16 protein-coding genes and 1 pseudogene are annotated in these 24,290 nt (G+C 61.7%); 6 read left to right on the top strand and 11 right to left on the bottom strand.

All coding sequences use genetic code 11. The features are described 5' to 3' along the window. Position 1: 1 nt before the first annotated feature. The 8 genes and pseudogenes from gltB to pilM all read right to left on the bottom strand — a co-directional run bounded on the left by gltB (position 2) and on the right by pilM (position 11,670). Complete coding sequence (gene gltB / locus FIV39_RS05340) at positions 2-4,447, bottom strand: glutamate synthase large subunit (RefSeq protein WP_090400970.1); 4,446 nt, start codon at positions 4,445-4,447, stop codon at positions 2-4. 351 nt (positions 4,448-4,798) lie between these two features. After that, positions 4,799-6,343: an SPOR domain-containing protein gene (locus FIV39_RS05330; RefSeq protein ID WP_090400971.1), complete on the bottom strand. Its 1,545-nt coding sequence runs from the start codon at positions 6,341-6,343 to the stop codon at positions 4,799-4,801. Between the two features lie 10 nt (positions 6,344-6,353). Further along, complete coding sequence (gene aroB / locus FIV39_RS05325) at positions 6,354-7,454, bottom strand: 3-dehydroquinate synthase (RefSeq protein ID WP_090400972.1); 1,101 nt, start codon at positions 7,452-7,454, stop codon at positions 6,354-6,356. A gap of 125 nt (positions 7,455-7,579) precedes the next feature. Continuing rightward, complete coding sequence (gene aroK / locus FIV39_RS05320) at positions 7,580-8,098, bottom strand: shikimate kinase AroK (RefSeq protein WP_010213757.1); 519 nt, start codon at positions 8,096-8,098, stop codon at positions 7,580-7,582. A gap of 4 nt (positions 8,099-8,102) precedes the next feature. Beyond that, a pseudogene (locus FIV39_RS05315) lies at positions 8,103-9,359 on the bottom strand (type IV pilus secretin PilQ); the annotation flags it as partial. Between the two features lie 138 nt (positions 9,360-9,497). Beyond that, positions 9,498-10,469: a pilus assembly protein PilP gene (locus FIV39_RS05310; protein ID WP_090400974.1), complete on the bottom strand. Its 972-nt coding sequence runs from the start codon at positions 10,467-10,469 to the stop codon at positions 9,498-9,500. After that, entirely contained in the window at positions 10,466-11,017 is a 552-nt protein-coding gene (locus FIV39_RS05305) for a PilN domain-containing protein (RefSeq protein ID WP_090400975.1), read from the bottom strand. The genes FIV39_RS05310 and FIV39_RS05305 overlap by 4 nt, the downstream gene beginning before the upstream one ends. Next, complete coding sequence (gene pilM / locus FIV39_RS05300; protein WP_090409806.1) at positions 11,014-11,670, bottom strand: type IV pilus biogenesis protein PilM; 657 nt, start codon at positions 11,668-11,670, stop codon at positions 11,014-11,016. Before pilM ends, FIV39_RS05305 begins: the two co-directional genes overlap by 4 nt. Before the next feature lie 221 nt (positions 11,671-11,891). Here pilM and FIV39_RS05295 point away from each other — a divergent pair, with 221 nt between their 5' ends. Further along, entirely contained in the window at positions 11,892-14,351 is a 2,460-nt protein-coding gene (locus FIV39_RS05295; RefSeq protein WP_390620689.1) for a penicillin-binding protein 1A, read from the top strand. A 212-nt stretch (positions 14,352-14,563) separates the two neighbouring features. Here the strand turns inward: FIV39_RS05295 and FIV39_RS05290 are convergent, their stop codons facing one another. From FIV39_RS05290 to rpmE, 3 genes are all read right to left on the bottom strand, one after another. After that, complete coding sequence (locus FIV39_RS05290; protein ID WP_027605010.1) at positions 14,564-15,832, bottom strand: malic enzyme-like NAD(P)-binding protein; 1,269 nt, start codon at positions 15,830-15,832, stop codon at positions 14,564-14,566. A 181-nt stretch (positions 15,833-16,013) separates the two neighbouring features. Beyond that, positions 16,014-16,820: a thermonuclease family protein gene (locus FIV39_RS05285; RefSeq protein WP_090400977.1), complete on the bottom strand. Its 807-nt coding sequence runs from the start codon at positions 16,818-16,820 to the stop codon at positions 16,014-16,016. Between the two features lie 14 nt (positions 16,821-16,834). Beyond that, positions 16,835-17,068: a 50S ribosomal protein L31 gene (gene rpmE, locus FIV39_RS05280; RefSeq protein WP_005784030.1), complete on the bottom strand. Its 234-nt coding sequence runs from the start codon at positions 17,066-17,068 to the stop codon at positions 16,835-16,837. Positions 17,069-17,298: 230 nt separating this feature from the next. Between rpmE and FIV39_RS05275 the strand changes: the two genes are divergently transcribed. The 5 genes from FIV39_RS05275 (at position 17,299) to hslU (ending at position 24,231) form a co-directional block, all read left to right on the top strand. After that, entirely contained in the window at positions 17,299-19,518 is a 2,220-nt protein-coding gene (locus FIV39_RS05275; RefSeq protein ID WP_090400978.1) for a primosomal protein N', read from the top strand. Between the two features lie 110 nt (positions 19,519-19,628). Then, positions 19,629-21,365: an arginine--tRNA ligase gene (gene argS / locus FIV39_RS05270; protein WP_090400979.1), complete on the top strand. Its 1,737-nt coding sequence runs from the start codon at positions 19,629-19,631 to the stop codon at positions 21,363-21,365. A 1-nt stretch (position 21,366) separates the two neighbouring features. Further along, positions 21,367-22,068: an SPOR domain-containing protein gene (locus tag FIV39_RS05265; protein ID WP_027605014.1), complete on the top strand. Its 702-nt coding sequence runs from the start codon at positions 21,367-21,369 to the stop codon at positions 22,066-22,068. 257 nt (positions 22,069-22,325) lie between these two features. Next, a complete protein-coding gene (gene hslV, locus FIV39_RS05260; RefSeq protein WP_010563201.1) occupies positions 22,326-22,856 on the top strand; it encodes an ATP-dependent protease subunit HslV in 531 nt (176 codons plus the stop codon). 37 nt (positions 22,857-22,893) lie between these two features. Further along, positions 22,894-24,231: an ATP-dependent protease ATPase subunit HslU gene (hslU, locus tag FIV39_RS05255; RefSeq protein ID WP_090400980.1), complete on the top strand. Its 1,338-nt coding sequence runs from the start codon at positions 22,894-22,896 to the stop codon at positions 24,229-24,231. The last annotated feature ends 59 nt before the right edge of the window (positions 24,232-24,290 follow it).

The raw sequence follows: 24,290 nt of genomic DNA, 5'->3' as shown, positions 1-24,290 counted from the left end.
ATCACTGCGGGTTGGCACGGATGCTGGAAAGCAACGATTTCAGGTTGGCAGCCTTGGGCTTGACCAGCCAGAAACGACGCAGGTAATCATCGAGGTTTTCGGCGAGGTTACGACCCCATTCGCTGCCGGTCTCCTCGACGTACTCGTCCAGCACGTGCTGCAAGTGGTTCCGGTAGGACTCCATGGCTTCGCCGCTGATCCGCTGGATCTCGACCAACTCGTGGTTGACCCGGTCGACGAAGGTGTTGTCCTGGTCAAGCACGTAGGCGAACCCGCCGGTCATGCCCGAACCGAAGTTGTAACCGGTCTTGCCCAGTACCGCGACAAAGCCCCCGGTCATGTACTCGCAGCAGTGATCGCCAGTGCCTTCGACCACGGTGTGGGCACCGGAGTTACGCACGGCGAAACGCTCACCGGCCGTGCCGGCGGCGAACAGCTTGCCGCCGGTGGCGCCGTACAAGCAGGTGTTGCCGATGATGGCACTGTCCTGGGTCTTGTAGACGCTGCCTTTAGGCGGAACGATGACCAGCTTGCCGCCGGTCATGCCCTTGCCCACGTAGTCGTTGGCGTCGCCTTCCAGGTACATGTGCAGGCCGCCGGCGTTCCACACGCCGAAGCTCTGGCCCGCAGTGCCCTTGAAGCGGAAGGTGATCGGCGCTTTCGCCATACCCTGGTTGCCGTGCTTGCGCGCGATTTCGCCGGAGATGCGGGCGCCGATCGAACGGTCGCAGTTGCAGATGTCGAGGACGAACTCACCACCGCTGGCATCGTTGATCGAGGAGCCGGCCATTTCGACCATTTTCTCGGCCAGCAGGCCTTTGTCGAACGGCGGGTTGCGATCCACCTGGCAGAATTGTGGCTTGTCTGCCGGAATGTGATCGCTGCCCAACAGCGGCGTCAGGTCCAGGTGCTGTTGCTTGGCGGTCTGGCCTTCGAGGATGTCGAGCAGATCGGTGCGACCGATCAGCTCTTCCAGCGAACGCACGCCCAGCTTGGCCAGCCACTCACGGGTTTCTTCGGCGACGTAGGTGAAGAAGTTCACCACCATGTCGACGGTGCCGATGTAGTGATCCTTGCGCAGCTTCTCGTTCTGAGTCGCGACGCCGGTGGCGCAGTTGTTCAGGTGGCAGATGCGCAGGTATTTGCAGCCCAGGGCGATCATCGGCGCGGTGCCGAAGCCGAAGCTCTCGGCGCCGAGGATAGCGGCCTTGATCACGTCGAGGCCGGTTTTCAGGCCACCGTCGGTCTGCACCCGCACTTTGCCGCGCAGGTCGTTGCCGCGCAGGGTCTGGTGGGTTTCAGCCAGGCCCAGTTCCCACGGCGCGCCGGCGTACTTGATCGAGGTCAGCGGCGATGCGCCCGTACCGCCGTCGTAGCCGGAGATGGTGATCAGGTCGGCATAGGCCTTGGCCACGCCGGCGGCGATGGTGCCCACACCCGCTTCTGCTACCAGTTTCACCGAGACCAGGGCCTGCGGGTTGACTTGTTTCAGGTCGAAAATCAGCTGCGACAAATCTTCAATCGAGTAGATGTCGTGGTGCGGCGGTGGCGAGATCAGGGTCACGCCCGGCACTGCATAACGCAGCTTGGCGATCAGGCCGTTGACCTTGCCGCCCGGCAGCTGGCCGCCCTCACCGGGCTTGGCGCCCTGGGCAACCTTGATCTGCAGCACTTCGGCGTTGACCAGGTATTCCGGGGTCACGCCGAAACGGCCAGTCGCAACCTGCTTGATTTTCGAGCTCTTGATCGTGCCGTAGCGCGCCGGGTCTTCACCGCCTTCACCGGAGTTGGAACGCGCACCCAGGCGGTTCATGGCTTCGGCCAGGGCTTCGTGGGCCTCAGGCGACAAGGCGCCCAGGGAAATACCGGCAGAGTCGAAGCGCTTGAGGATCGATTCCAGCGGTTCGATTTCGCTGATGGCCAGCGGCGTGTCCAGGGTCTTCACCTTGAACAGGTCACGGATCATCGACACCGGGCGGTTATCCACCAGCGCGGTGTATTCCTTGAACTTGGCGTAGTCGCCCTGCTGCACGGCGGCTTGCAGGGTGCTGACCACGTCCGGGTTGTAGGCGTGATATTCGCCACCGTGCACGAACTTGAGCAGGCCACCTTGCTGGATCGGCTTGCGCGCGCTCCAGGCTTCGGCGGCCAGGGCTTTCTGTTCGGCCTCGATGTCGACGAAACGCGCACCCTTGATGCGGCTCGGCACGCCACGGAAGCTCAGGTCGCAGACCTCTTCCGACAAGCCGATGGCTTCGAACAGCTGCGCACCACGGTAGGAGGTGACGGTGGAGATGCCCATCTTCGACAGGATCTTCAGCAGGCCTTTGGTGATGCCCTTGCGGTAGTTCTTGAACACCTCGTAGAGGTCGCCCAGTACTTCACCGGTACGGATCAGGTCACCCAGCACTTCATAAGCGAGGAACGGGTACACCGCCGAGGCGCCGAAGCCGATCAGCACCGCAAAGTGATGCGGGTCGCGGGCGGTGGCGGTTTCGACAAGGATGTTGGAATCGCAGCGCAGGCCTTTTTCGGTCAGGCGGTGGTGCACCGCGCCGGTCGCCAGCGAAGCGTGGATCGGCAACTTGCCTGGAGCGATATGACGGTCGGTCAGCACGATCTGGGTACGACCGGCGCGCACAGCTTCTTCGGCCTGGTCGGCGACGTTACGCACGGCGGCTTCAAGGCCGAGGCTCTCGTCGTAGTTCAGGTCGATGATCTGGCGGTCGAAACCTGGGCGTTCCAGGGTCATCAGCGAGCGCCACTTGGCCGGGGACACGACCGGCGAGCTGAGGATCACCCGGGAGGCGTGCTCTGGCGACTCCTGGAAGATGTTGCGCTCGGCACCGAGGCAGACTTCCAGGGACATCACGATGGCTTCGCGCAGCGGGTCGATCGGTGGGTTGGTCACCTGGGCGAACTGCTGGCGGAAATAGTCGTACGGCGTGCGCACGCGCTGGGACAGCACGGCCATCGGCGTGTCATCGCCCATGGAGCCGACGGCCTCGTAACCTTGCTCGCCGAGCGGGCGCAGCACCTGGTCGCGCTCTTCGAACGTGACCTGGTACATCTTCATGTACTGCTTGAGCTGGTCGATGTCGTAGAACGCCGAACCGTGGTCGTTGTCTTCCATGGTCGCCTGGATGCGCAGGGCGTTCTTGCGCAGCCATTGCTTGTACGGGTGACGGGACTTCAAGCGGTTGTCGATCGCATCGGTGTCGAGGATCTGCCCGGTTTCGGTGTCCACGGCGAGGATCTGGCCAGGGCCTACACGGCCTTTGGCGATAACGTCTTCAGGCTTGTAGTCCCACACGCCGATTTCCGACGCGAGGGTGATGAAACCGTTGGTGGTCGTGACCCAACGTGCCGGGCGCAGACCGTTACGGTCGAGCAGGCACACCGCGTAGCGACCGTCGGTCATGACCACGCCGGCCGGGCCGTCCCACGGCTCCATGTGCATCGAGTTGTACTCATAGAACGCCCGCAGATCGGGGTCCATGGTCTCGACGTTCTGCCACGCAGGCGGAATGATCATGCGCACGCCCCGGAACAGGTCGATGCCGCCGGTGACCATCAGTTCGAGCATGTTGTCCATGCTGGAGGAGTCGGAACCCACGCGGTTGACCAGCGGGCCGAGCTCTTCGAGGTCCATCAAATCGTTGGCGAACTTGGTGCGACGGGCCACGGCCCAGTTGCGGTTGCCGGTGATGGTGTTGATCTCGCCGTTGTGGGCGAGGAAGCGGAATGGCTGGGCCAACGGCCATTTCGGCAGGGTGTTGGTGGAGAAGCGCTGGTGGAACACGCAAATGGCGGTTTGCAGGCGCTCATCGCTCAGGTCTGGATAGAAGGCGGTCAAGTCCGCCGGCATCATCAGGCCTTTATAAATGATGGTCTTGTGGGAAAAGCTGCAGATGTAGTGGTCGACATCCGCCGCGTTGGACACGGACGAGCGACGACGGGAGGTGAACAGCTTGATCGCCATGTCCTGGTCGCTCAGGCCGTCACCTGCGATGAACACTTGTTCGATCTGCGGCAGGCGCTCCAGAGCCAGGCGGCCGAGCACACTGGTGTCGATCGGCACTTTGCGCCAGCCGACAAGTTGCAGGCCGGCAGCAACGATCTCGCGGTTCATGTTCTCGCGAGCGGCTTCGGCTTTGACCGGGTCCTGGTTGAAAAACACCATGCCCACGGCGTACTGCTTGGGCAGGTCGACAGCAAAATGCTCTTTGGCGACCGCGCGCAGGAACAGGTCGGGCTTTTGAATCAGCAAGCCGCAGCCGTCACCGGTCTTGCCGTCGGCGTTGATCCCACCGCGGTGGGTCATGCAGGTCAGGGCCTCGATGGCCGTTTGCAAAAGGGTATGACTGGGCTCGCCCTGCATATGGGCTATCAGGCCGAAACCGCAGTTATCCTTGAATTCATCGGGTTGGTACAGACCTGCTTTCATAGACACTTTCTCACCAGGCTGCCTCTTATATCGAGGCAAATTTCTTTTCAATTCAACCGGTTACCTTCCACGCCGAACGTACGCCGACTTAGCGGGGGCAAAAGGGAGGTCATTGTACACACCGACACAGACGCTCACAAATTTAGCGACGAAATGTCGCAAATCTATGTCGCATTTATGAAAGGTTTAAAGCGATATGCTGTGCTAGTCAAAACTTTTTTAATTCTGACCGCTACGACTCAAAAGCTACTATGACGCAGACACCACAAAGCGCGCGGCCTGGAGGGGCTGCACGCCTTGCGATCTTCTTTGAGGTGCCGGGAGGGCGGCCTGGGTAAGGCCGCCGGATCTTCAGCGAGTTGCTGCCAGTTCTTGTTGAACGCTGGCGACAGTGCGAGGCCAAGGTTTACCAGCCTGAACCTTCGCTGGCAAGGCCTTGATGGCGGAATCAGCTGCGGCACGGCTTGGGAAACTGCCGTACGTGATTACGTAGAGAGGCTTGCCGTTGAGCACTTTCTTGAAATAACGGTACTCGCCGCCCTGCTCTTTCACGAACGCCTGGGCGTTGGCTTCGGAGCTGGTGCCGAGGATCTGCACCACGAAGTTGCCGGTAGGCTGGCTGCTGTACCAGCTGCTGCCGGCCTTGGCGACAGTGGCCGCCGGTTTTTCAGCCGGCTTGGCGGCTGGCGCTGGAGCCGGCTTCGCCACTGGCGCCGCAGGCTTGGCAGTCGCGACGGTCGGCGCCGGGGTCGGCTTGGCGACTGGCGCAACAGGGGTCGCTGGCGTACCCGCGGGGACGCCCGCAGGTGGCGCAGTAGTGGTCACGGTCGGCGGTGTGGCGCTGGAGCCTTCCACCGGCACGCCGTCGTCGCCTTCGGAGATACCACCGGCTTCTTCGGCGAGCGGGCCACGCATCACCGGTTGGCCGACCATCGGCAGGTTGGTCGGCTGGCCAGAATTGGCGAACTCAACATTCGGCGTGGGCTTACCCAGTGGCAACTGCGCCTGTTCGGTTGGCGCACCGGCGGTGGTCGGTGCCTTGCTGCGACCCGGAATCAACCAGGCGGCGGCAACAGCAACCACGACAACGGCGGAAATTGCCAATACGTGCTTCTTAGGCATAGTGAACCCCATCTTTGGACGCTTGACCGCAGAGCGGCTGGCAATCATGGCTTCGATCATGGCATCGCGGGCAACCTGGTTGATGGTGCCAGGCCAGCCGTCGGAGCTTTCGTGAATATCAGAGATCTGCGCAGCGGAGAAAAGTTCGATACCGGCCCCGGCACCTTCGAGGCGTTGAGCCAGGTATTCGCGGGTTTCTTCCTCTTCATACGGCTGCAGTTCGATGACGTGGAACAGCTCCTGATCACCGCTGATCTGCTCCAGATCGGCGATCAACGACGATTCACCGAACAGGAACACATGGGGGCGGCCTTCCGGCGTACCCGCCGCCAGCGCCAACAGCGCTTCCAGGGCCGATTCGTCGAGCTGCTCGGCGTCATCCACCAGCAAGTAGACTTCCTGGCCGGTCAGGCCCAGTTGCACGATCTGCTTGAGAATTGCGCTCGGTTCAGCGGTGGACACATCCAGGGCCTGGGCCACCTGGCGCAGCACGCCCGCCGCATCACCGGCACCACGGGCAGACACCACCACGCTCTGTACGGACTGTTTGTTGGTGCTGGCCACCAGGGCCTGGCGCAGCAGGGTCTTGCCGCTGCCCAGCGGGCCAGTGACTACCAGCAGCAGTTGGCTGTAGCGCGCGAGATGGTGCAGTTGCCCGAGCACCGGCTTGCGCTGGGCCGGGAAAAATTTGAAACCAGGCACCCGTGGAGCAAAAGGGTCGTGGCTTAACTGGTAATGGCCGAGGAACGCCTCGTCGGCATGCAAACTAGTCATCGGGATCTTATTAACCTTTCAGCTGAGCCAGGGCGCGGTAATCCGCTCCCAGCGTGGCCTGTAAAATCTCTTTCGGATAATCGTCGGTCACTACCGCTTCGCCCATATGGCGCAACAGCACCAGTCGCAGTCGACCGTCGATCACTTTCTTGTCTATCGCCATATGTTCGAGGAAGTCCGCCTCGGTCATCTCTTCAGGCGGAATAACCGGCAAACCGGCACGCTGGAACAGGCGGATACCGCGATCACGCTCCTGGGTGCTGATCCAGCCCAGGCGTTGCGACATCTCCAGTGCCATTACTGTGCCAGCCGCTACGGCCTCTCCATGCAACCACACACCATAGCCCATGTGCGTTTCGATCGCATGGCCGAAGGTGTGGCCGAGGTTCAGGGTGGCCCGCACACCGGACTCCCGTTCGTCGGCATTCACGACCAACGCCTTGGCGGCGCAGGAGCGGGAAATCGCTTCGGTGAGCGCCACCTGGTCGAGGCCGCGCAGGGCGTCCACATGTTCTTCCAGCCAGGTGAGGAAGGGTTCGTCGCAGATCAACCCGTACTTGATGACTTCCGCCAGGCCCGCCGACAGTTCGCGCGGCGGCAAGGTGTTGAGGGTGGCGGTGTCGATCAGCACGGCCTGGGGCTGGTAGAACGCGCCGACCATATTTTTGCCCAGCGGGTGGTTGATACCGGTCTTGCCACCCACCGATGAATCGACCTGGGACAGCAGGGTGGTCGGCACCTGGATAAAGTCCACGCCGCGCTGGTAGCAGGCCGCTGCAAAGCCGGCCATGTCGCCGATCACACCGCCGCCCAGGGCAATCACGGTGGTTCGGCGGTCATGGCGTGCGGTCAGCAGGCCATCAAAGATCAGTTGCAGGGTTTCCCAGTTCTTGTGGGCTTCGCCATCGGGCAGAATCACGGAAATCACTGAGTATGCCGCCAGGCTGCGGCTCAGACGCTCAAGATACAGCGGCGCGACCGTCTCGTTGGAGATGATCGCCACTTGCCGCCCGGCAATGTGCGGGGCCAGCAATTCGGGCTGGTCCAACAGACCTTCGCCAATATGGATCGGGTAGCTGCGCTCGCCTAGATCGACCTTAAGTGTCTGCATGTGTCCCCGCGTTGAAGATGTATTGACGACCGGTAACGTCGAGATCTGACGTTGCCTGATGGCTCTACGCCACACCCCGCAGGGTGATAGCGCGCCGCCGAGAATAGCGCATTTCGGGCCTGGCTTTAACGGGGTGGCAGCCGTTGCAGGCGCTCAAGAATGTCGAGAACCACCATCCGAGGCGGCCGCTCATCGGTTTCCACCACCAAATCGGCGATTTCCCGATACAGCGGGTCGCGCAGCGTGAGCAAGTCCCGCAAGGTTTTTTCCGGGTTGGCCGTACGCAACAAAGGACGATTGCGATCGCGGGCGGTACGACCCACCTGCTGCTCGACCGACGCATGCAGATAGACTACCCGACCACCGGCATGCAGCGCCCGACGATTCTCATCGCGCATCACGGCGCCGCCGCCGGTTGCCAATACCACGCCATCGCAGCCGCACAGCTCGGCGATCATCGCCTGCTCGCGGTCACGAAAGCCCAACTCGCCTTCCTTATCGAAGATCCATGGGATATTGGCACCCGTGCGCAATTCAATTTCCTTGTCGGAATCTTTGAATGGCAGGCGCAGCTCTTTGGCCAGCAAACGGCCGATGGTGCTTTTTCCAGCCCCCATCGGTCCTACAAGAATCAAATTTCGCACAGAATCAACGACTCACAGCAATCGCCTGGTTATTCATAATACGCGGAGTCAGGAATACCAGCAGCTCGGATTTTTTCTCCGCCAGCACATCGCGCCGGAAAAGGCGGCCAAGATACGGCACATCGCCCAAAAATGGCACTTTATCTACCACTTTGCTTTGAGTATTGGAGAAAACTCCGCCGATGACGATGGTCTCGCCATCCTTGACCAGCACCTTGGCATTCACCTCGTTTTTCTTGATCGGCGGTACGTCGTTGAGTTTGTTGAGGTAGTCGGGCTCATCCTTGGTGACCTTGACCACCATGATCACATGGTCATCGGGGGTGATTTGCGGCGTGACCTCCAATGACAGGGAGGCTTCCTTGAACGACACCGACGTAGCCCCCTGGGAGGTGGATTCCTGATAGGGAATTTCGGTGCCCTTTAGAATGCGCGCGGTTTCCTTGTCGGAAGTGACCACCTTGGGCTGCGAGACGATTTCACCATTGCCGGTTTTCTCCATGGCGGTCAGTTCAAGGTCCAACAGGAGATTATCGGTGATGAAGGCGATGCCCAGGCCTGACGTACCCGTGAGCGAACCCAGGTCGACAAATGGCGAGCTGGGCAAGTTTTCCGGCGCCTGAGTACCGTCCGGCAAAGGCTTCTGGATACCACCGGCGGCCCAATTCCCTCGATTGAGCTGCCCACCCCAGCGCGCGCCCAGGCTTTTGTCGTAGTCGACGTTGGCCTCGACAATCCGCGCTTCGATCATCACTTGGCGCACCGGCACATCCAGTTGCGCCACGATCCGCCGCAACTCTTCCAGGCGCTCGCCGGTCTGGTAGGCAATGATGTTATTGGTGCGGTCATCCACTGCCACTGAACCGCGCTCATCGGTCGTGCCTTCAAAGCCACTCACCGACTGAAACAGCTTTGCCAGGTCTGCCGCCTTGGCGTAGTTGACCTGCAGTAGCTCACGGCGCAGCGGCGCCAGGTCGGCCATCTGCTTGCGTGATTCCAGCGTCAGCAGTTCGCGAGCGGCCAACTCCTCGGCAGGCGCCACCAGCAAGACGCCAGCCTTTATCCGCTTATCCAAGCCTTTGGTTTGCAGCACCAGGTCCAGCGCCTGATCCCAGGGCACGCCTTTGAGCCGCAGGGTGATAGAGCCCTGTACGTCATCGCCGACCACCAGATTGAGGCCCGCCACGTCGGCGATTTGCTGCAAGGCAGCGCGCAGACCGATGTCCTGGAAGTTGAGGTTCAATTTATCACCGCTATACGCGCCCGAAACCGCACTGCCGGGAGGCGGTAGCTGGATCAGGTCCACACGATTGGGCACAGCAGCAGCCATCGGTACCGTGAACGCTATCCATAGCGCCACACCGAAGGACGAGAAAGTCCTTTTCATTGTTTGATTCCGTTATGAGTTGACGTTTAGCACGAGGGTCCGAGGGCGCTCCAACCATGCCCCCTGTTCACCGGGAAATAACTCCACCAGTTCGATATGGCCGTCATGAATCGCGGTGACTCGACCATGATCCGGCCCCAGATAGTCGCCGACGGCCAGGCGATACACGGTTGAGGCTTGGCGCAGCAGGGCGAAGGTCCGCGCCCCACGGGACAACGTGCCGACCATTTCGAACTGATCCACCGGGTGGCCTTCCAAGGCTTCACGCGGTCGCGCGAGATCCGGTGCAGAGACCGTCCGCCCTGGCGGGCGCTCGACTTGCAGGGCAATTGGCTGGAACGGATCGCGAATACCTGAGGCGCCGTATACAAAGGGCTGCCCCTGCATGACCGCCGCGCCCCGTTTGACGCCTTGCCGCTCATGCCAATAAGTCTTGGCCAGCAGATCAAGGTGCAACAGTTTGCCGTCACGTCGCAGGGCAACATCATGCACCGTAGCGATTCGCGAAAGGCCACCCAGGGCACTCACAAACATCGCCAGGTCGTGGTAGGTGCCGGTGGCGCCGATGTGAACGGGCTGTTCGTTATAGAACGGCCGAGACAGCTTATCCAACGGAGCGACGTTCTCAATCACCAAACCGTTGGCCAGCGCCATCCTGGCGATGTCTTCAAGAAAGCCGGGCATTTCGGACTCGCCTGGCATTTGCTGCAACAGCCCGCCAACCTTCTCCTGCGTAAGCTGGAACTGGCGAGTCCGCCCTTCAAGGTCGGCAGCCAAGAGCGTTTTTTCCGCGAGTTGCTGCTGCAAGCTCACTTCCTGCACCTCGACCTCGCGCAACCACTCCCGCGAGGGACTGAGGTACACAAGGTCGCCCACCAGCAGCACCACGCCGGCCAGCGCGCAGCCCAGCAAGACCTTGCCGGGTAAGGGCCATTTGGCAGCAGTGTGAGTCAGCGCGGAAAATTCGAGCCTGGGCCGGCTCATGGCTGGGCCTCGGAAGATTCTCCCTGGCGCACCATCAACTGGAATTCATTGTTGCCGTGAGTGCCTTCGGTTCGTACGTGCTGCAGGCGAGTGGCATGGGCGCCTTCGGACGCCTCCAGGCGACGCATCAACTGCGCAATATCCTGGCTGGATTCGGCACTGCCGCTGATGCTCACCGTATCGCCTTTCGCCACTACCTCGTGCAAATGCACACCGTCAGGCACCGCACGGGCCAACTGATCCAGCAGTTGCGCACCGGCAGAGCGATTATCGTGCAGGTCCTGCACGACTTTCATACGCTCCGCCAGCTGCTGGCTTTGCACCTGGAGGTCATCAATGGTCTTGATACGCGAGTCCTGAACAGCGACGCCCTTACGCACATGATCGTTTCGCGTCACCTGCCGGTCGATCGCCTGGTCGATCACCTGGTCCGCCAGCCACAGCGTCGCGAGCGCCAGGCAGGCAAACGCCACCAGCACTATCAGGAAATATTTACGCCGCCGCTCAGCCAGCGCCTGGCGCCAAGGCAAAAGATTGATTCGTGTCATCCAGCGAAACTCCTCAGGGCCAACCCGCAAGCGACTCCCATCCCAGGGGCGTCCACAATCCACTGTGCACCATCGACCCGATGGCCCGGTGTGAAGCTGGCGAAATCCTGACGGCAAGCGCGCGCCAATGCAAACCCTTCGACATCCACCACTCTGGGCACCAGCCCCGCCAGGGCCAAAACGGCTTCACGAACCTCGACGTGCTCCTTGAGGCACGCCGCCAACACTACCTCGACCCGCGCAGGATCCTGCGCCGACGGCCCCTGAACCTGAAAGTCCAGCGCCACCTCGTCCAGCGGGTAAGGAATGTATTGATCTGCCTCCATCTGGATCCTCCGGGCCATTTCGTCGTCGCTGAGCCCCGCCTGCATTTCAATGACCCGTGTAATAACCGAAGGACCCGCCACGGCAATTGCCGCCTGCCTGGCCGACGTACGCAGTCGGCTCAGTGCCATGTACAACGCATGGCCTATGCCTTCCAGGTCCAGCCAGACTCCGTCGACTACCGCTCGCGCCGGCAGCGCCTGCGTGGCGTAGCCTTGCACGGTGTAACAGTTGGCTGAACGGCGCAGCTCTACCAGCTTGATTCCTGCCTCATTGATGTCGACGCCAAGGACGGTGTCGACTTTTCGCCTGAAAAATCCCTTTCCCATAAAACTCCCCAAAGCTTTCCCTGTCTTAACGCCTGATTGCCGCTGGACGCCCTGCATTCGGTCGACTTGTTGAGCAGGCGCGAATGACGCCCCAAGGCGAAAAATGCTTTAATGCCCAGCGTTTTTCCCCGCTTTTTATCTGCAGCTCGGGTCGATCCATCGTTAGCCATGCATGCCCCGACGCGTAACCCATTCTTTTCTCTGGAAATCCAAAAGCCTTGATCCGTCTGCTGAAGTTTTTCGGGTACTCCATTGTCGCGATCGTCTGCGGGCTGCTGCTCGTACTCAGCGGGGCCTACCTCTACCTTAGTCCGGGTTTACCCTCGGTAGAGGCTCTCAGAAGTATCCAGTTGCAGATTCCTTTGCGGGTCTACAGCAGCGATGAAAAGCTGATCGCGGAGTTCGGCGAAATGCGCCGCACACCGATCCGTTTTGCCGACATTCCACCTAATTTCATCAGCGCGTTGCTGTCGGCCGAAGACGATAATTTTGCCAACCACTATGGCGTCGACCCCAGCAGCCTGGTACGTGCGGCCACACAACTGGTAAAAAGCGGCCACATTCAATCCGGCGGCAGCACCATCACCATGCAGGTGGCGAAGAACTTCTTCCTCACCAGCGAGCGCAGTTTTTCGCGTAAAGCCACCGAGATCCTGCTGGCATTGCAGATCGAACGCCAGCTGACCAAGGACGAGATCCTCGAGCTGTACGTCAACAAGATCTATCTGGGCAACCGTGCCTACGGGATCGAGGCGGCCTCGCAGGTCTACTACGGAAAGTCGATTCGTGACGCCAGCCTGGCGCAGATGGCCATGATTGCCGGCCTGCCCAAGGCCCCTTCGCGCTTCAACCCCCTGGCCAATCCGGCACGCAGCAAAGAACGCCGCGACTGGATCCTGGGGCGCATGTACAAGCTGGGCAAGATCGACCAGGGCGCCTATGAAAGTGCGGTGGCCGAGCCATTGAACGCCAGCTACCACGTGCCGACGCCGGAAGTGAATGCTCCCTATATCGCTGAAATGGCGCGTGCCGAGATGGTCGGCCGTTACGGCAGCGAGGCCTACACCGAAGGCTTCCGCGTGACCACGACGGTTCCGAGCGACTTGCAGGACATCGCCAATGACTCCGTGCATTCCGGCCTGATCACCTACGATCAACGCCACGGCTACCGTGGCCCTGAGTCGCGCCTGCCGGGCAAGACCCTGAGCGCCTGGACTGCCGAGTTGGGCAAACAGCGCGCGATCAGCGGCCTGGAACCGGCCATCGTCACCCAGGTGAAGAAAGATGGCGTGCAGGTGCTGACCCGCACCGGCGAAGCGCATGTGGCCTGGGACAGCATGAAATGGGCGCGCCCGTTCCTGAATACCAACAGCATGGGCCCGATGCCGAAGCAGCCATCGGATGTCGCGCAAGTGGGCGACCTGATCCGCGTACAACGCCAGAAGGACGACAGCCTGAAATTCAGCCAGGTGCCGCTGGCCCAGGGCGCGCTGGTATCGCTGGACCCACAGAACGGTGCAATCCGCGCCCTGGTGGGTGGCTTCGCTTTCGAGCAGAGCAACTACAACCGTGCCACCCAGGCCAAACGCCAACCGGGCTCGAGCTTCAAGCCGTTCATCTACAGCGCCGCCCTGGATAACGGCTACACCGCCGCCAGCCTGGTCAACGACGCGCCGATCGTGTTTGTCGACGAGTACCTGGACAAAGTCTGGCGCCCGAAGAACGACACCAACACCTTCCTCGGCCCGATCCGCATCCGCGAGGCGCTGTACAAGTCGCGTAACCTGGTATCGATCCGCTTGTTGCAGGCGATGGGGGTAGGCAAGACCATCGACTACATCACGCGCTTTGGCTTCAACAAGTCGGACCTGCCGCCGAACCTGTCCCTGGCTCTGGGCACCGCGACCCTCACGCCGATGGAAATCGCCACCGGCTGGAGCACCTTTGCCAACGGCGGCTACAAGATCACGCCGTACCTGATCGACAAGATCGAAAGCCGCAATGGCGACACCCTGTTCACCGCCAACCCACCCCGGGTACCGGGTGATGTGGTCAACGGCGTGGCGGCCACTGATGGGCTGGCAGCGCCGAGCAATGGCGGCATCACCATCGAGCCGACCCCAGGTGCCGCGCCAGCCGTCAACGCGCCTGCAACCGAACCGCAAGCTCCCGCCGTGGCCGAACGCATTGTGGATGGGCGTACAACTTATATCCTCAACAGCATCCTCGAAGACGTAATCAAGAAAGGTACCGGCCGGCGCGCCCTGGCCCTGGGCCGCGCGGACATCGCGGGCAAGACCGGTACCACCAACGAATCCAAGGATGCCTGGTTCTCCGGCTATAACGCCGACTACGTGACCACCGTCTGGACCGGCTACGACCAGCCGGAAAGCCTCGGCCGCCGCGAGTTCGGCGGCACCGTCGCGCTGCCGATCTGGATGAGCTACATGGGTGCCGCCCTGAAGGACAAGCCGCTGCACACCCAGCCGGAGCCGGAAGGCATCCTCAGCCTGCGGATCGACCCGGTCAGTGGCCGTGCGGCTTCGCCAAGCACGCCGAATGCGTACTTCGAACTGTTCAAGAGCGAAGACACGCCGCCGTCGGTCAATGAGCTGGGCAACGGCGTCGTACCGGGCAGCCCGTTGCCGGCGGATGAGGCGGCGCCGATCGATCTGTTCTAACCTGGACCTCAAGCCTACGCAGAACCAAATGTGGGAGGGGGCTTGCCCCCGATAGCCGTGGACCAGCCAACTCATCGAGTGACTGATACACCGCCATCGGGGGCAAGCCCCCTCCAACATTTGATCTCCACAGGACACAAGTTAATCGCCACCCCAGCAAAAAGCCCCGACTCGCGAGAGCCGGGGCTTTTTTGTTGGTGCGCTACAACGGCTTAGCCGTTGAACACATCATCCACGCTTTGCAGCGGGTAGTTTTTCGGATACGGCAGGGTGGCCACACCGGTCTCGATCGCGGCTTTGGCCACGGCATCGGAGATCAGGGTGATCAGGCGCTTATCCATTGGTTTCGGGATGATGTACTCACGACCGAATTCCAGCTTGGCGCCACCGTAGGCGTCGCACACGTCCTGAGGCACGGGCAGCTTGGCCAGTTCACGCAGGGCGTTGGCAGCTGCCACTTTCATCTCTTCGTTGATGCGCTTGGCGCGAACGTCCAGGGCGCCACGGAAGATGAACGGGAAGCCCAGCACGTTGTTGACCTGGTTCGGGTAGTCCGAACGACCGGTCGCCATGATCACGTCGTCGCGGGTGGCGTGAGCCAGTTCCGGAGCGATTTCCGGATCAGGGTTGGAGCAGGCGAACACGATCGGGTTGGCCGCCATGGACTTCAGGCCTTCAGCGCTCAGCAGGTTCGGGCCAGACAGGCCAACGAACACGTCGGCACCGTTCAGGGCGTCAGCCAGGGTGCGCTTGGAGGACGGGTGGGCAAACATCGCCTTGTACTGGTTAAGGTCGGTACGCTCGGACTGGATCACGCCCTTGCTGTCGACCATGTAGATGTTTTCCAGCTTGGCGCCCATGCTGACAATCAGCTTCATGCAGGAGATGGCCGCAGCGCCAGCGCCCAGGCAGACGATCTTGGCATCAGCCAGGGTCTTGCCGGCGATTTCCAGGGCGTTGATCATGCCGGCCGCGGTGACGATCGCAGTACCGTGCTGGTCATCGTGGAATACCGGAATGTCGCACTGCTCGATCAGGGCCTTTTCGATCTCGAAGCACTCAGGTGCCTTGATGTCTTCCAGGTTGATGCCACCGAAGGTGATGGAAATGCGCTTGACGGTGTCGATGAAAGCCTGCGGGCTCTCGGAATCAACTTCGATGTCGAAAACGTCGATGCCGGCGAAGCGCTTGAACAGCACGCCTTTACCTTCCATGACCGGCTTGGAGGCCAATGGGCCGAGGTTACCCAGGCCCAGAATCGCGGTGCCATCGGAAATCACTGCAACCAGGTTGCCTTTGCCGGTGTACTTGTACGCCAGTTCAGGGTCGCGGGCGATTTCACGTACGGGCTCGGCCACGCCAGGGCTGTAGGCCAGCGACAGGTCGCGGGCGGTGGCGGTGGCTTTGGTGAGCTCTACACTCAGCTTTCCTGGACGAGGATGGGCATGATATTCGAGAGCGGCAGTTTTCAAATCAGACATATCGGCATTCCGCTTTTACTGTTGGTCGACGGACCGCCGAGGATACTCGTGTCGCAAAGTCCCCACAAGACTGGGCAGTCACAGGTGTCAAGGGCCCTGCGCTAAGACTTTCGGCCAAGAGCCACGGGATACAAGGGCTTAACTGTTCACAATCAAACCGAAAAATGTCTACAATTTTTTCTTAATCAGTCGATTTGAGCATGCCCGGATCAGTCAACGGCAGCAGCCAGCGCGCCTGGCCGTTTTTCAGGCCGCCCCGCCGAGCGCGATCCTGTACCCAGCCGCGCGCCTCGACGGTGCGGCCTTGCAGACCATTGAGGCGGTCAGCATCGAATTGACTGATCAGGTCGGGCGTAATGCGTAATACCAGTGCCCCCTGCAATTCAATCCAGATTCCGCCGCGATTGCGCTCGACTTTACTGACTTGGCCGCTGACCAGTGCAAACCCGGAGCGCCCGAGCTGCTCCACGGACTGCACCGGCGATTGGCGCCACAGCCCCAGCCGCGCGTTACGGGCACTGTTCTCAGCCGCCTGCTGACAGCTGACGAGATCGACATTCGGCGCCACGCCCACCTGGAATCCCAGGCCCTCGGCCAGCAGTTGCGCCTCCAGATTCTCACCATTGGCACCATAGAGGTGAGCCAGGGTTCGACCGTAATGATCCTTGCCCTCGCGCCCCGGCACCAGGCCGACACGCCCATCGCTGGCCTGCACCAACGCCTGTAGACGCTGACGCGCCGCGACGGCAAATGGCTCGTCGGCGCGGCCCTTCCTGCCGGTTTCCGGGGTATTGATACCGATCATCCGCACACTGCGGCCATCCTTGAGGCGCACCGTGTCGCCATCCACCACCCGCTGCACTTCCACGCGGGCCAGGGCCGCTGGCGCCGGGCAAAACACCTGTGCCTGGGCCGCCGACAACCAAATCGCAGGCACAAAAAAGGCGCCCGCAAGGGACGCCTTTTTCAACAGCTGGCAAAAGCCCATAAGGCTTTTGAGCCTTACTCTGCTGGAGTAGCAGCAGGCTTCTTGCCGAAAGCACCAAAGCGATCTGCGAAGCGCTGTACACGGCCGCCGGTGTCCAGAGTTTTCTGCTTACCGGTGTAGAACGGGTGGCACTCGTTGCATACGTCAGTACCCAGTGGCTTGCACAGGTTCGAGCGAGTTTCGAACTTGTTGCCGCAGCTGCAGGTAACTTCGATGGTTTCGTACGCTGGATGGATATCGGCTTTCATGGTGACTTCCTCGGGCTAGCGTGCCGCCACTCGACACTATTGTCGAATACCGCACGTAATTAGGCCGCGGATTCTACCAGACCTTTTTAAACGCGCAAGCGGCGACACCCATCGAGCGTAAACATAAAAGCACCTTTCATCAGAAAACTGGCGGCCACCCCAAGCCTCCCCCGGTCTGCTAGGCTCGCGCCCCTGCGCCACCGCCTGCCTTTATAGATGAGACCCCTCGCGTGCCCGACGCCATTTTGCGCCTAGCCCTGCCCTCGCCCCTGCGCCGCCTGTTCGACTACCGAGCCCCGGCCGGCGTGCTGCGCGCGCAATTGCAGCCGGGCATGCGCGTGCGCGTGCCGTTTGGCCGCCGGGAGATGATCGGCATCCTGGTGGAAGTCGCCGACCACAGCGAAGTGCCGGCCGAGAAGCTCAAACCGGCCATCGCCCTGCTCGATGCCACGCCACCGCTGCCGCCCGCATTGTTCAAGCTGTGCCTGTGGACCGCCCAGTATTACCAGCACAGCCTCGGCGACACGTTGAGCTGGGCACTGCCGGTGCTGTTGCGCCAGGGCGAGTTGGCCGAAGCGCGCCAGGAGCGCTTCTGGTCGACGGTGCCCGGAGCGCGCCTTGACGACCCGCGCATCGCCCGCGCCCCGCGCCAGCGTGAAGCCCTGGCGACCCTGGCCCAGCATCCCCATGGCGTCGCCCATCAGCTATTGAGCAAGCTGATGCTGAGCAAAGACAGCCTCGACCTGTTGCTGGCCAAGGGGTTGGTGCAGGTGGAAATCCGCAAGCACGCCCCCGACCCGCGCCACGAACACTGGCTGGCCCAGCCCGAACTGCCGCTGAACCCCGAACAGCGCGCCGCCTATGAAGCGATTCGCGCGGGTTTCGACAGCTTCCATGCGTTCCTGCTGGCCGGCGTCACCGGCAGCGGCAAGACCGAAGTCTATTTGCAGCTGATCCGCGAAACCCTGCAGGCCGGCAAACAGGCACTGGTGCTGATCCCCGAGATCAACCTGGGCCCGCAAACACTGGCGCGCTTCGAACAGCGTTTCAATGCGCGCATCGCCCTGGTGCACTCGGCGGTCAATGACCGTGAGCGCCTGGAGTCGTGGCTGGCGGCGCGGGACGGCGAAGCCGACATTATTATCGGCACCCGTTCGGCGCTGTTCACGCCAATGAAGAATCCCGGGCTGATCATCATCGACGAGGAGCACGACGGCTCCTATAAGCAACAGGAAGGCCTGCGCTACCACGCCCGCGACCTGGCGCTGGTGCGGGCGCGCCAGGAAGACATCCCGATTGTGCTGGGTTCGGCTACACCGTCCCTGGAAAGCCTGCACAACGCCTACACCGGTCGTTACGGGCTCCTACGCTTGAACGAGCGGGCCGGCGGTGCCAAGCAGCCACGCTTCCTGCGCCTGGACGTAAAAAGCCGGCCACTGGACAGCGGCATTTCCGGGCCGATGCAACAAGCTATCGGCCAGACCCTGGCGGCCGGCCAGCAGGTCTTGGTGTTTCTCAACCGTCGAGGCTTTGCGCCGACGCTGCTGTGCCATGACTGCGGCTGGATGTCCGAGTGCGAGCGTTGCGATGCACGCATGACCGTGCACCAGCGCCATGGCGAGCTGCGTTGCCACCATTGCGGCCATGTAGAGCGTGTACCGCGCCACTGCCCGCAGTGCGGCAAGGTCGACCTGCGTCCGGTGGGCGCAGGCACCGAGCGCGCCGAGGAGCGGCTGGGCATTCTGTTCCCGGACTACCCGGTGCTGCGGGTCGACCGCGACAGCACGTCGCGCAAGGACGCGATGAACCAGTTGTTCGCCACCATCCAGAAGGGCCAGCCATGCATCCTGGTGGGTACGCAGATGCTCGCCAAAGGGCATCACTTCCCACGGGTGACCCTGGTGTCGATCCTGGATGCCGACGGCGGCTTATTCTCCGGCGACTTCCGCGCCAGCGAACGCATGGCGCAGTTGATCGTGCAGGTCGCTGGCCGCGCCGGGCGTGCCGAAGAGCCGGGCAAGGTGATTATCCAGACGCACCTGGCCGACCATCCGCTGCTGATTCAACTGACAGAACAAGGCTACTTTGCCTTCGCCGAACAGGCGCTGAGCGAACGCCGCTCCGCCGGCCTGCCGCCCTTTGCGCACCTCGCGCTGCTGCGCGCCGAAGCCCATAAACCGGGGCAGGCCGAGGGTTTTCTGGATGAAGCCTGCAGCGCAGCCGAACGCTTGCTCGGCGAGCTGGGGCTGAGCGGCATCGAACTGCTCGGCCCGGTACCCGCGCCCATGGAACGTCGCGCCGGGCGTTATCGTGCTCAGCTACTCTTGCAAGCGACCTCCCGTGCACCGCTGCATCGGTTATTAAGTAGCTGGTTACTTGCGCTGGAGCAAATGCCGAGTGGCCGACAGGTGCGATGGTCGCTGGATGTAGACCCGGTAGATTTGTATTAAGCCTGGCCACAGGTCCCGCGAAGGTTGGCAAGCCCGCCCTCGCCACGGATAATGCCCAGCTTTTCCACCTGCGCATCGCGCGCCGCCGCTTGCGGTCGAAAGAGAACACCATGAAAGACACCATTCGCCAGCTTATCCAACAAGCCCTCACCCAACTCGTCAACGAAGGTGTGTTGCCTGAAGGCCTGACGCCGGCGATCCAGGTGGAAAACACCCGCGACAAGACCCACGGCGACTTCGCCAGCAACATTGCGATGATGCTGTCCAAGCCGGCCGGCATGAAGCCGCGCGACCTGGCGGAAAAAATCATCGCCGCGCTGCCCGCCGACGAGAGTGTTACCAAGGCCGAAATCGCCGGCCCGGGCTTTATCAACTTCTTCCAGAACACCCAGGCCCTGGCTTCACGCCTGGATGCAGCCCTGGCCGACGCCAGGATCGGCGTACGCAAGGCCGGCCCGGCTCAGCGCGTGGCCATTGACCTGTCGGCGCCCAACCTGGCCAAGGAGATGCACGTCGGCCACCTGCGCTCGACCATCATCGGCGACGGCGTGGCCCGGGTGCTGGAGTTTCTCGGCGACACCGTGATCCGCCAGAACCACGTAGGCGACTGGGGCACCCAGTTCGGCATGCTGATGGCCTATCTGCAGGAAAACCCGATCACCAGCAACGAGCTGTCGGACCTGGAGAACTTCTACCGCGCCGCCAAGAAGCGTTTCGACGAATCCGAAGAGTTCGCCGACCGCGCCCGTGGCCTGGTGGTCAAGCTGCAAGCCGGCGACAAGGAATGCCTGGAACTCTGGGACCGCTTCCGCGAGATATCGCTGTCCCACTGCCAGGAAATCTACGAGCTGCTCAACGTCAAGCTGACCATGGCCGACGTCATGGGCGAAAGCGCCTACAACGACGACCTGATCAACGTGGTCAACGACCTCAAGGCCAAAGGCCTGCTGGTCGAGAGTAACGGCGCGCAGTGCGTGTTCCTCGAAGAATTCAAGACCGCCGACGGCGAGCCGCTGCCGGTGATCATCGTCAAGGCCGATGGCGGCTACCTCTATGCCACCACCGACCTGGCGGCCGTGCGCTACCGCAGCGGCGTGCTCAAGGCCGACCGTGCGCTGTATTTCGTCGACCAACGCCAGGCGCTGCACTTCCAGCAGGTGTTCGAAGTGGCACGTCGCGCCGGCTTCGTCACCCACCCGATGCACATGGAACACATGGGCTTCGGCACCATGAACGGCGCCGATGGCCGCCCGTTCAAGACCCGCGACGGCGGCACCGTGAAGTTGATCGACCTGCTCAACGAAGCCCAGGAGCGTGCCTACAACCTGGTGAAGGAAAAGAACCCGGAGCTGGCCGAAGCCGACCTGCGCAACATCGCCCGCGTGGTGGGGATTGGCGCGGTGAAATACGCCGACCTGTCCAAGCACCGCACCAGCGACTACAGCTTCAACTTCGAACTGATGCTCAACTTCGAGGGCAACACCGCGCCATACCTGCTGTACGCCTACACCCGCGTGGCCGGTGTGTTCCGCAAGCTGGGCAAGGACTTCAGCGAAGTCGAAGGCCAGATCGTGCTGGACGCGCCCCATGAACAGGAACTGGCCGCCAAGCTGGCGCAATTCGGCGAAGTGCTGAACAGCGTCGGCGAGAAAGGTACGCCGCATATCCTCTGCACCTACCTGTACGAAGTCGCCGGGTTGTTCTCCAGCTTCTACGAGAACTGCCCGATCCTCACCGCCGACGACGAAGCCCAGAAGCAAAGTCGCCTGCGCCTCGCCGCACTGGCTGGACGGACCCTCAAGCAAGGCCTGGAACTGTTGGGCCTGGAAACTCTGGAGCGTATGTAAGTTGGCTGCCAAGAAAAAACCTGCACCCAAGCGCGGCGCCAGCCGCTACCAGGCCCCGGCGAAGAAGCCGATCCCGGGCTGGTTGTGGATGGCCATCGGCCTCACGGTCGGCGCGTTTATCGTGTTCCTGATGAAGCTGGACCCAGGCCAGGGCGATGACGTCAAACGCGTCAAGCAGGAACAGCAGAAGGCCACGAAAATGGCTGAAGCCAACAAGACCGCACCGAGTCCAACGGCACCGGTAAAGCCGAAGTACGACTTCTATACGCTGCTGCCGGAATCGGAAGTGATCGTGCCACCTGACGCCGTGCCGGAGAAAACCCTGCCGACACCGCAAGTGCCGACCACCCCGGTAACCCCGGCAGAAGCTGCGAAAATCGACACCGCACGGGCCCAGGCCGCACTGGCCGGGATTACTCCACCACCAGCACCACCGGTTGCGGAGACCAAAGCCGCCCCTGTGACCAAGTTCTTCCTGCAAGCGGGCTCCTTCCCGAAACAGGCGGACGCGGATCGCGTGCGTGCGCAGATCATTCTGCTCGGCCAGACGGTGACGGTGGAGTCCGGCACGGTGAAGGACGCGACCTGGTATCGCGTACTGGTGGGGCCGTTCAGCAACCGCGAACAGCTGACCGTGGCACAGAAACAATTGGCCGGCGCCGGGTTTAGCAACCTGTTGTTACAACAGCGCCAGAGCCGCTGATTTCGAGACACACCAGCATGAATGTGGGAGGGGGCTTGCCCCCGATAGCGGTAGTTCAGTCAATATTTTCGGCGACTGATACACCGCTATCGGGGGCAAGCCCTCTCCCACATTTGGTTTTGCAGCGCCCTGGAATGTGTGTCAGACCGATAAACACCACTCGTCCGCCATAAACCCCTATGGTTGAAATCCCCCCTGCCACCCCCATATGAGTTTCCATCAGGGCATTTTCGCCCCGCTGCGTGGAGACTCTCCCCTTGACCACCATCGTTTCAGTACGTCGCCACGGCAAAGTCGTCATGGGTGGCGACGGCCAGGTTTCCCTGGGCAATACCGTGATGAAAGGCAATGCGAAAAAAGTGCGTCGCCTGTATCACGGCCAGGTCCTCGCCGGTTTTGCCGGTGCCACCGCCGACGCCTTCACCCTCTTCGAGCGCTTCGAAGGCCAGCTGGAAAAACACCAGGGCCACCTCGTACGCGCCGCTGTCGAACTTGCCAAAGAATGGCGCACCGACCGCTCCCTCAGCCGCCTGGAAGCCATGCTGGCCGTCGCCAACAAAGATGCGTCCCTCATCATTACCGGTAACGGCGATGTGGTTGAGCCTGAACATGGCCTGATCGCCATGGGCTCCGGCGGTGGTTATGCACAAGCCGCAGCCAGCGCACTGTTGAAGAAAACCGACCTGTCGGCCCGCGAAATCGTCGAGACTGCCCTGGGCATCGCCGGCGATATCTGCGTGTTCACCAACCACAACTTCACCATTGAGGAGCAGGACCTCGCCGAGTAAGCCGTAGGCTTATTCCCGCTTGAGGCCGCCAAACACTATGTCCATGACTCCCCGCGAAATCGTCCATGAACTCAATCGCCATATCATCGGCCAGGACGATGCCAAGCGCGCCGTTGCCATCGCGCTGCGTAACCGCTGGCGCCGGATGCAACTGCCGGAAGAATTGCGTGTTGAAGTAACACCGAAGAACATCCTGATGATCGGCCCGACCGGCGTCGGTAAAACCGAGATCGCCCGACGCCTGGCCAAGCTGGCCAACGCGCCGTTCATCAAGGTCGAAGCCACCAAGTTCACCGAAGTCGGCTATGTGGGCCGCGATGTGGAGTCGATCATTCGTGACCTGGCCGACGCTGCCCTCAAGCTGCTGCGCGAACAGGAAATGACCAAGGTCAGCCACCGCGCCGAAGACGCCGCCGAAGAACGCATCCTCGACGCCTTGCTGCCACCGGCACGCATGGGTTTCAACGAAGACGCCGCACCAGCCTCGGATTCCAACACCCGCCAGCTGTTCCGCAAGCGCCTGCGTGAAGGCCAGCTGGACGACAAGGAAATCGAGATCGAAGTCGCTGAAGTCTCTGGCGTAGACATCTCCGCACCGCCTGGCATGGAAGAGATGACCAGCCAGTTGCAGAACCTGTTCGCCAACATGGGCAAGGGCAAGAAGAAAAGCCGCAAGCTCAAGGTGAAGGAAGCGCTGAAACTGGTGCGCGACGAAGAAGCCGGGCGCCTGGTGAACGAGGAAGAACTCAAGGCCAAGGCCTTGGAAGCCGTTGAGCAGCACGGCATCGTGTTTATCGACGAGATCGACAAGGTCGCCAAACGCGGCAACTCCGGTGGCGTCGATGTATCCCGCGAAGGTGTGCAGCGTGACCTGCTGCCGCTGATCGAAGGCTGCACCGTCAATACCAAGCTGGGCATGGTCAAGACCGACCACATCCTGTTTATCGCTTCGGGTGCGTTCCACCTGAGCAAGCCAAGCGACCTGGTGCCCGAGCTGCAAGGCCGCCTGCCGATTCGAGTAGAGCTGAAGGCGCTGACCCCAGGCGACTTCGAGCGCATTCTCAGCGAACCGCACGCGTCGCTCACCGAGCAATACCGTGAGCTGCTGAAAACCGAAGGGCTGGGCATCGAGTTCCTGCCGGACGGTATCAAGCGCCTGGCGGAGATTGCCTGGCAGGTCAACGAGAAAACCGAGAACATCGGTGCGCGTCGCCTGCACACCTTGCTTGAGCGCCTGCTTGAGGAAGTGTCCTTCAGCGCCGGCGACCTGGCCGGGGCGCAGAATGGCGAAACGATCAAGATCGATGCCGACTACGTCAACAGCCACCTGGGCGAATTGGCGCAGAACGAGGACTTGTCGCGGTACATTCTGTAAGCCGCAAGCTGTAAGCTACAAGCCGCAAGTTGAGCACGTTCAACTTGCAGCTTGTAGCT

The organism is Pseudomonas grimontii (assembly GCF_007858185.1).
Lineage (GTDB): Bacteria > Pseudomonadota > Gammaproteobacteria > Pseudomonadales > Pseudomonadaceae > Aquipseudomonas > Aquipseudomonas grimontii.
Note: the sequence above shows the minus strand (reverse complement) of the source record. Positions and strands in the feature narration are given on the sequence as shown.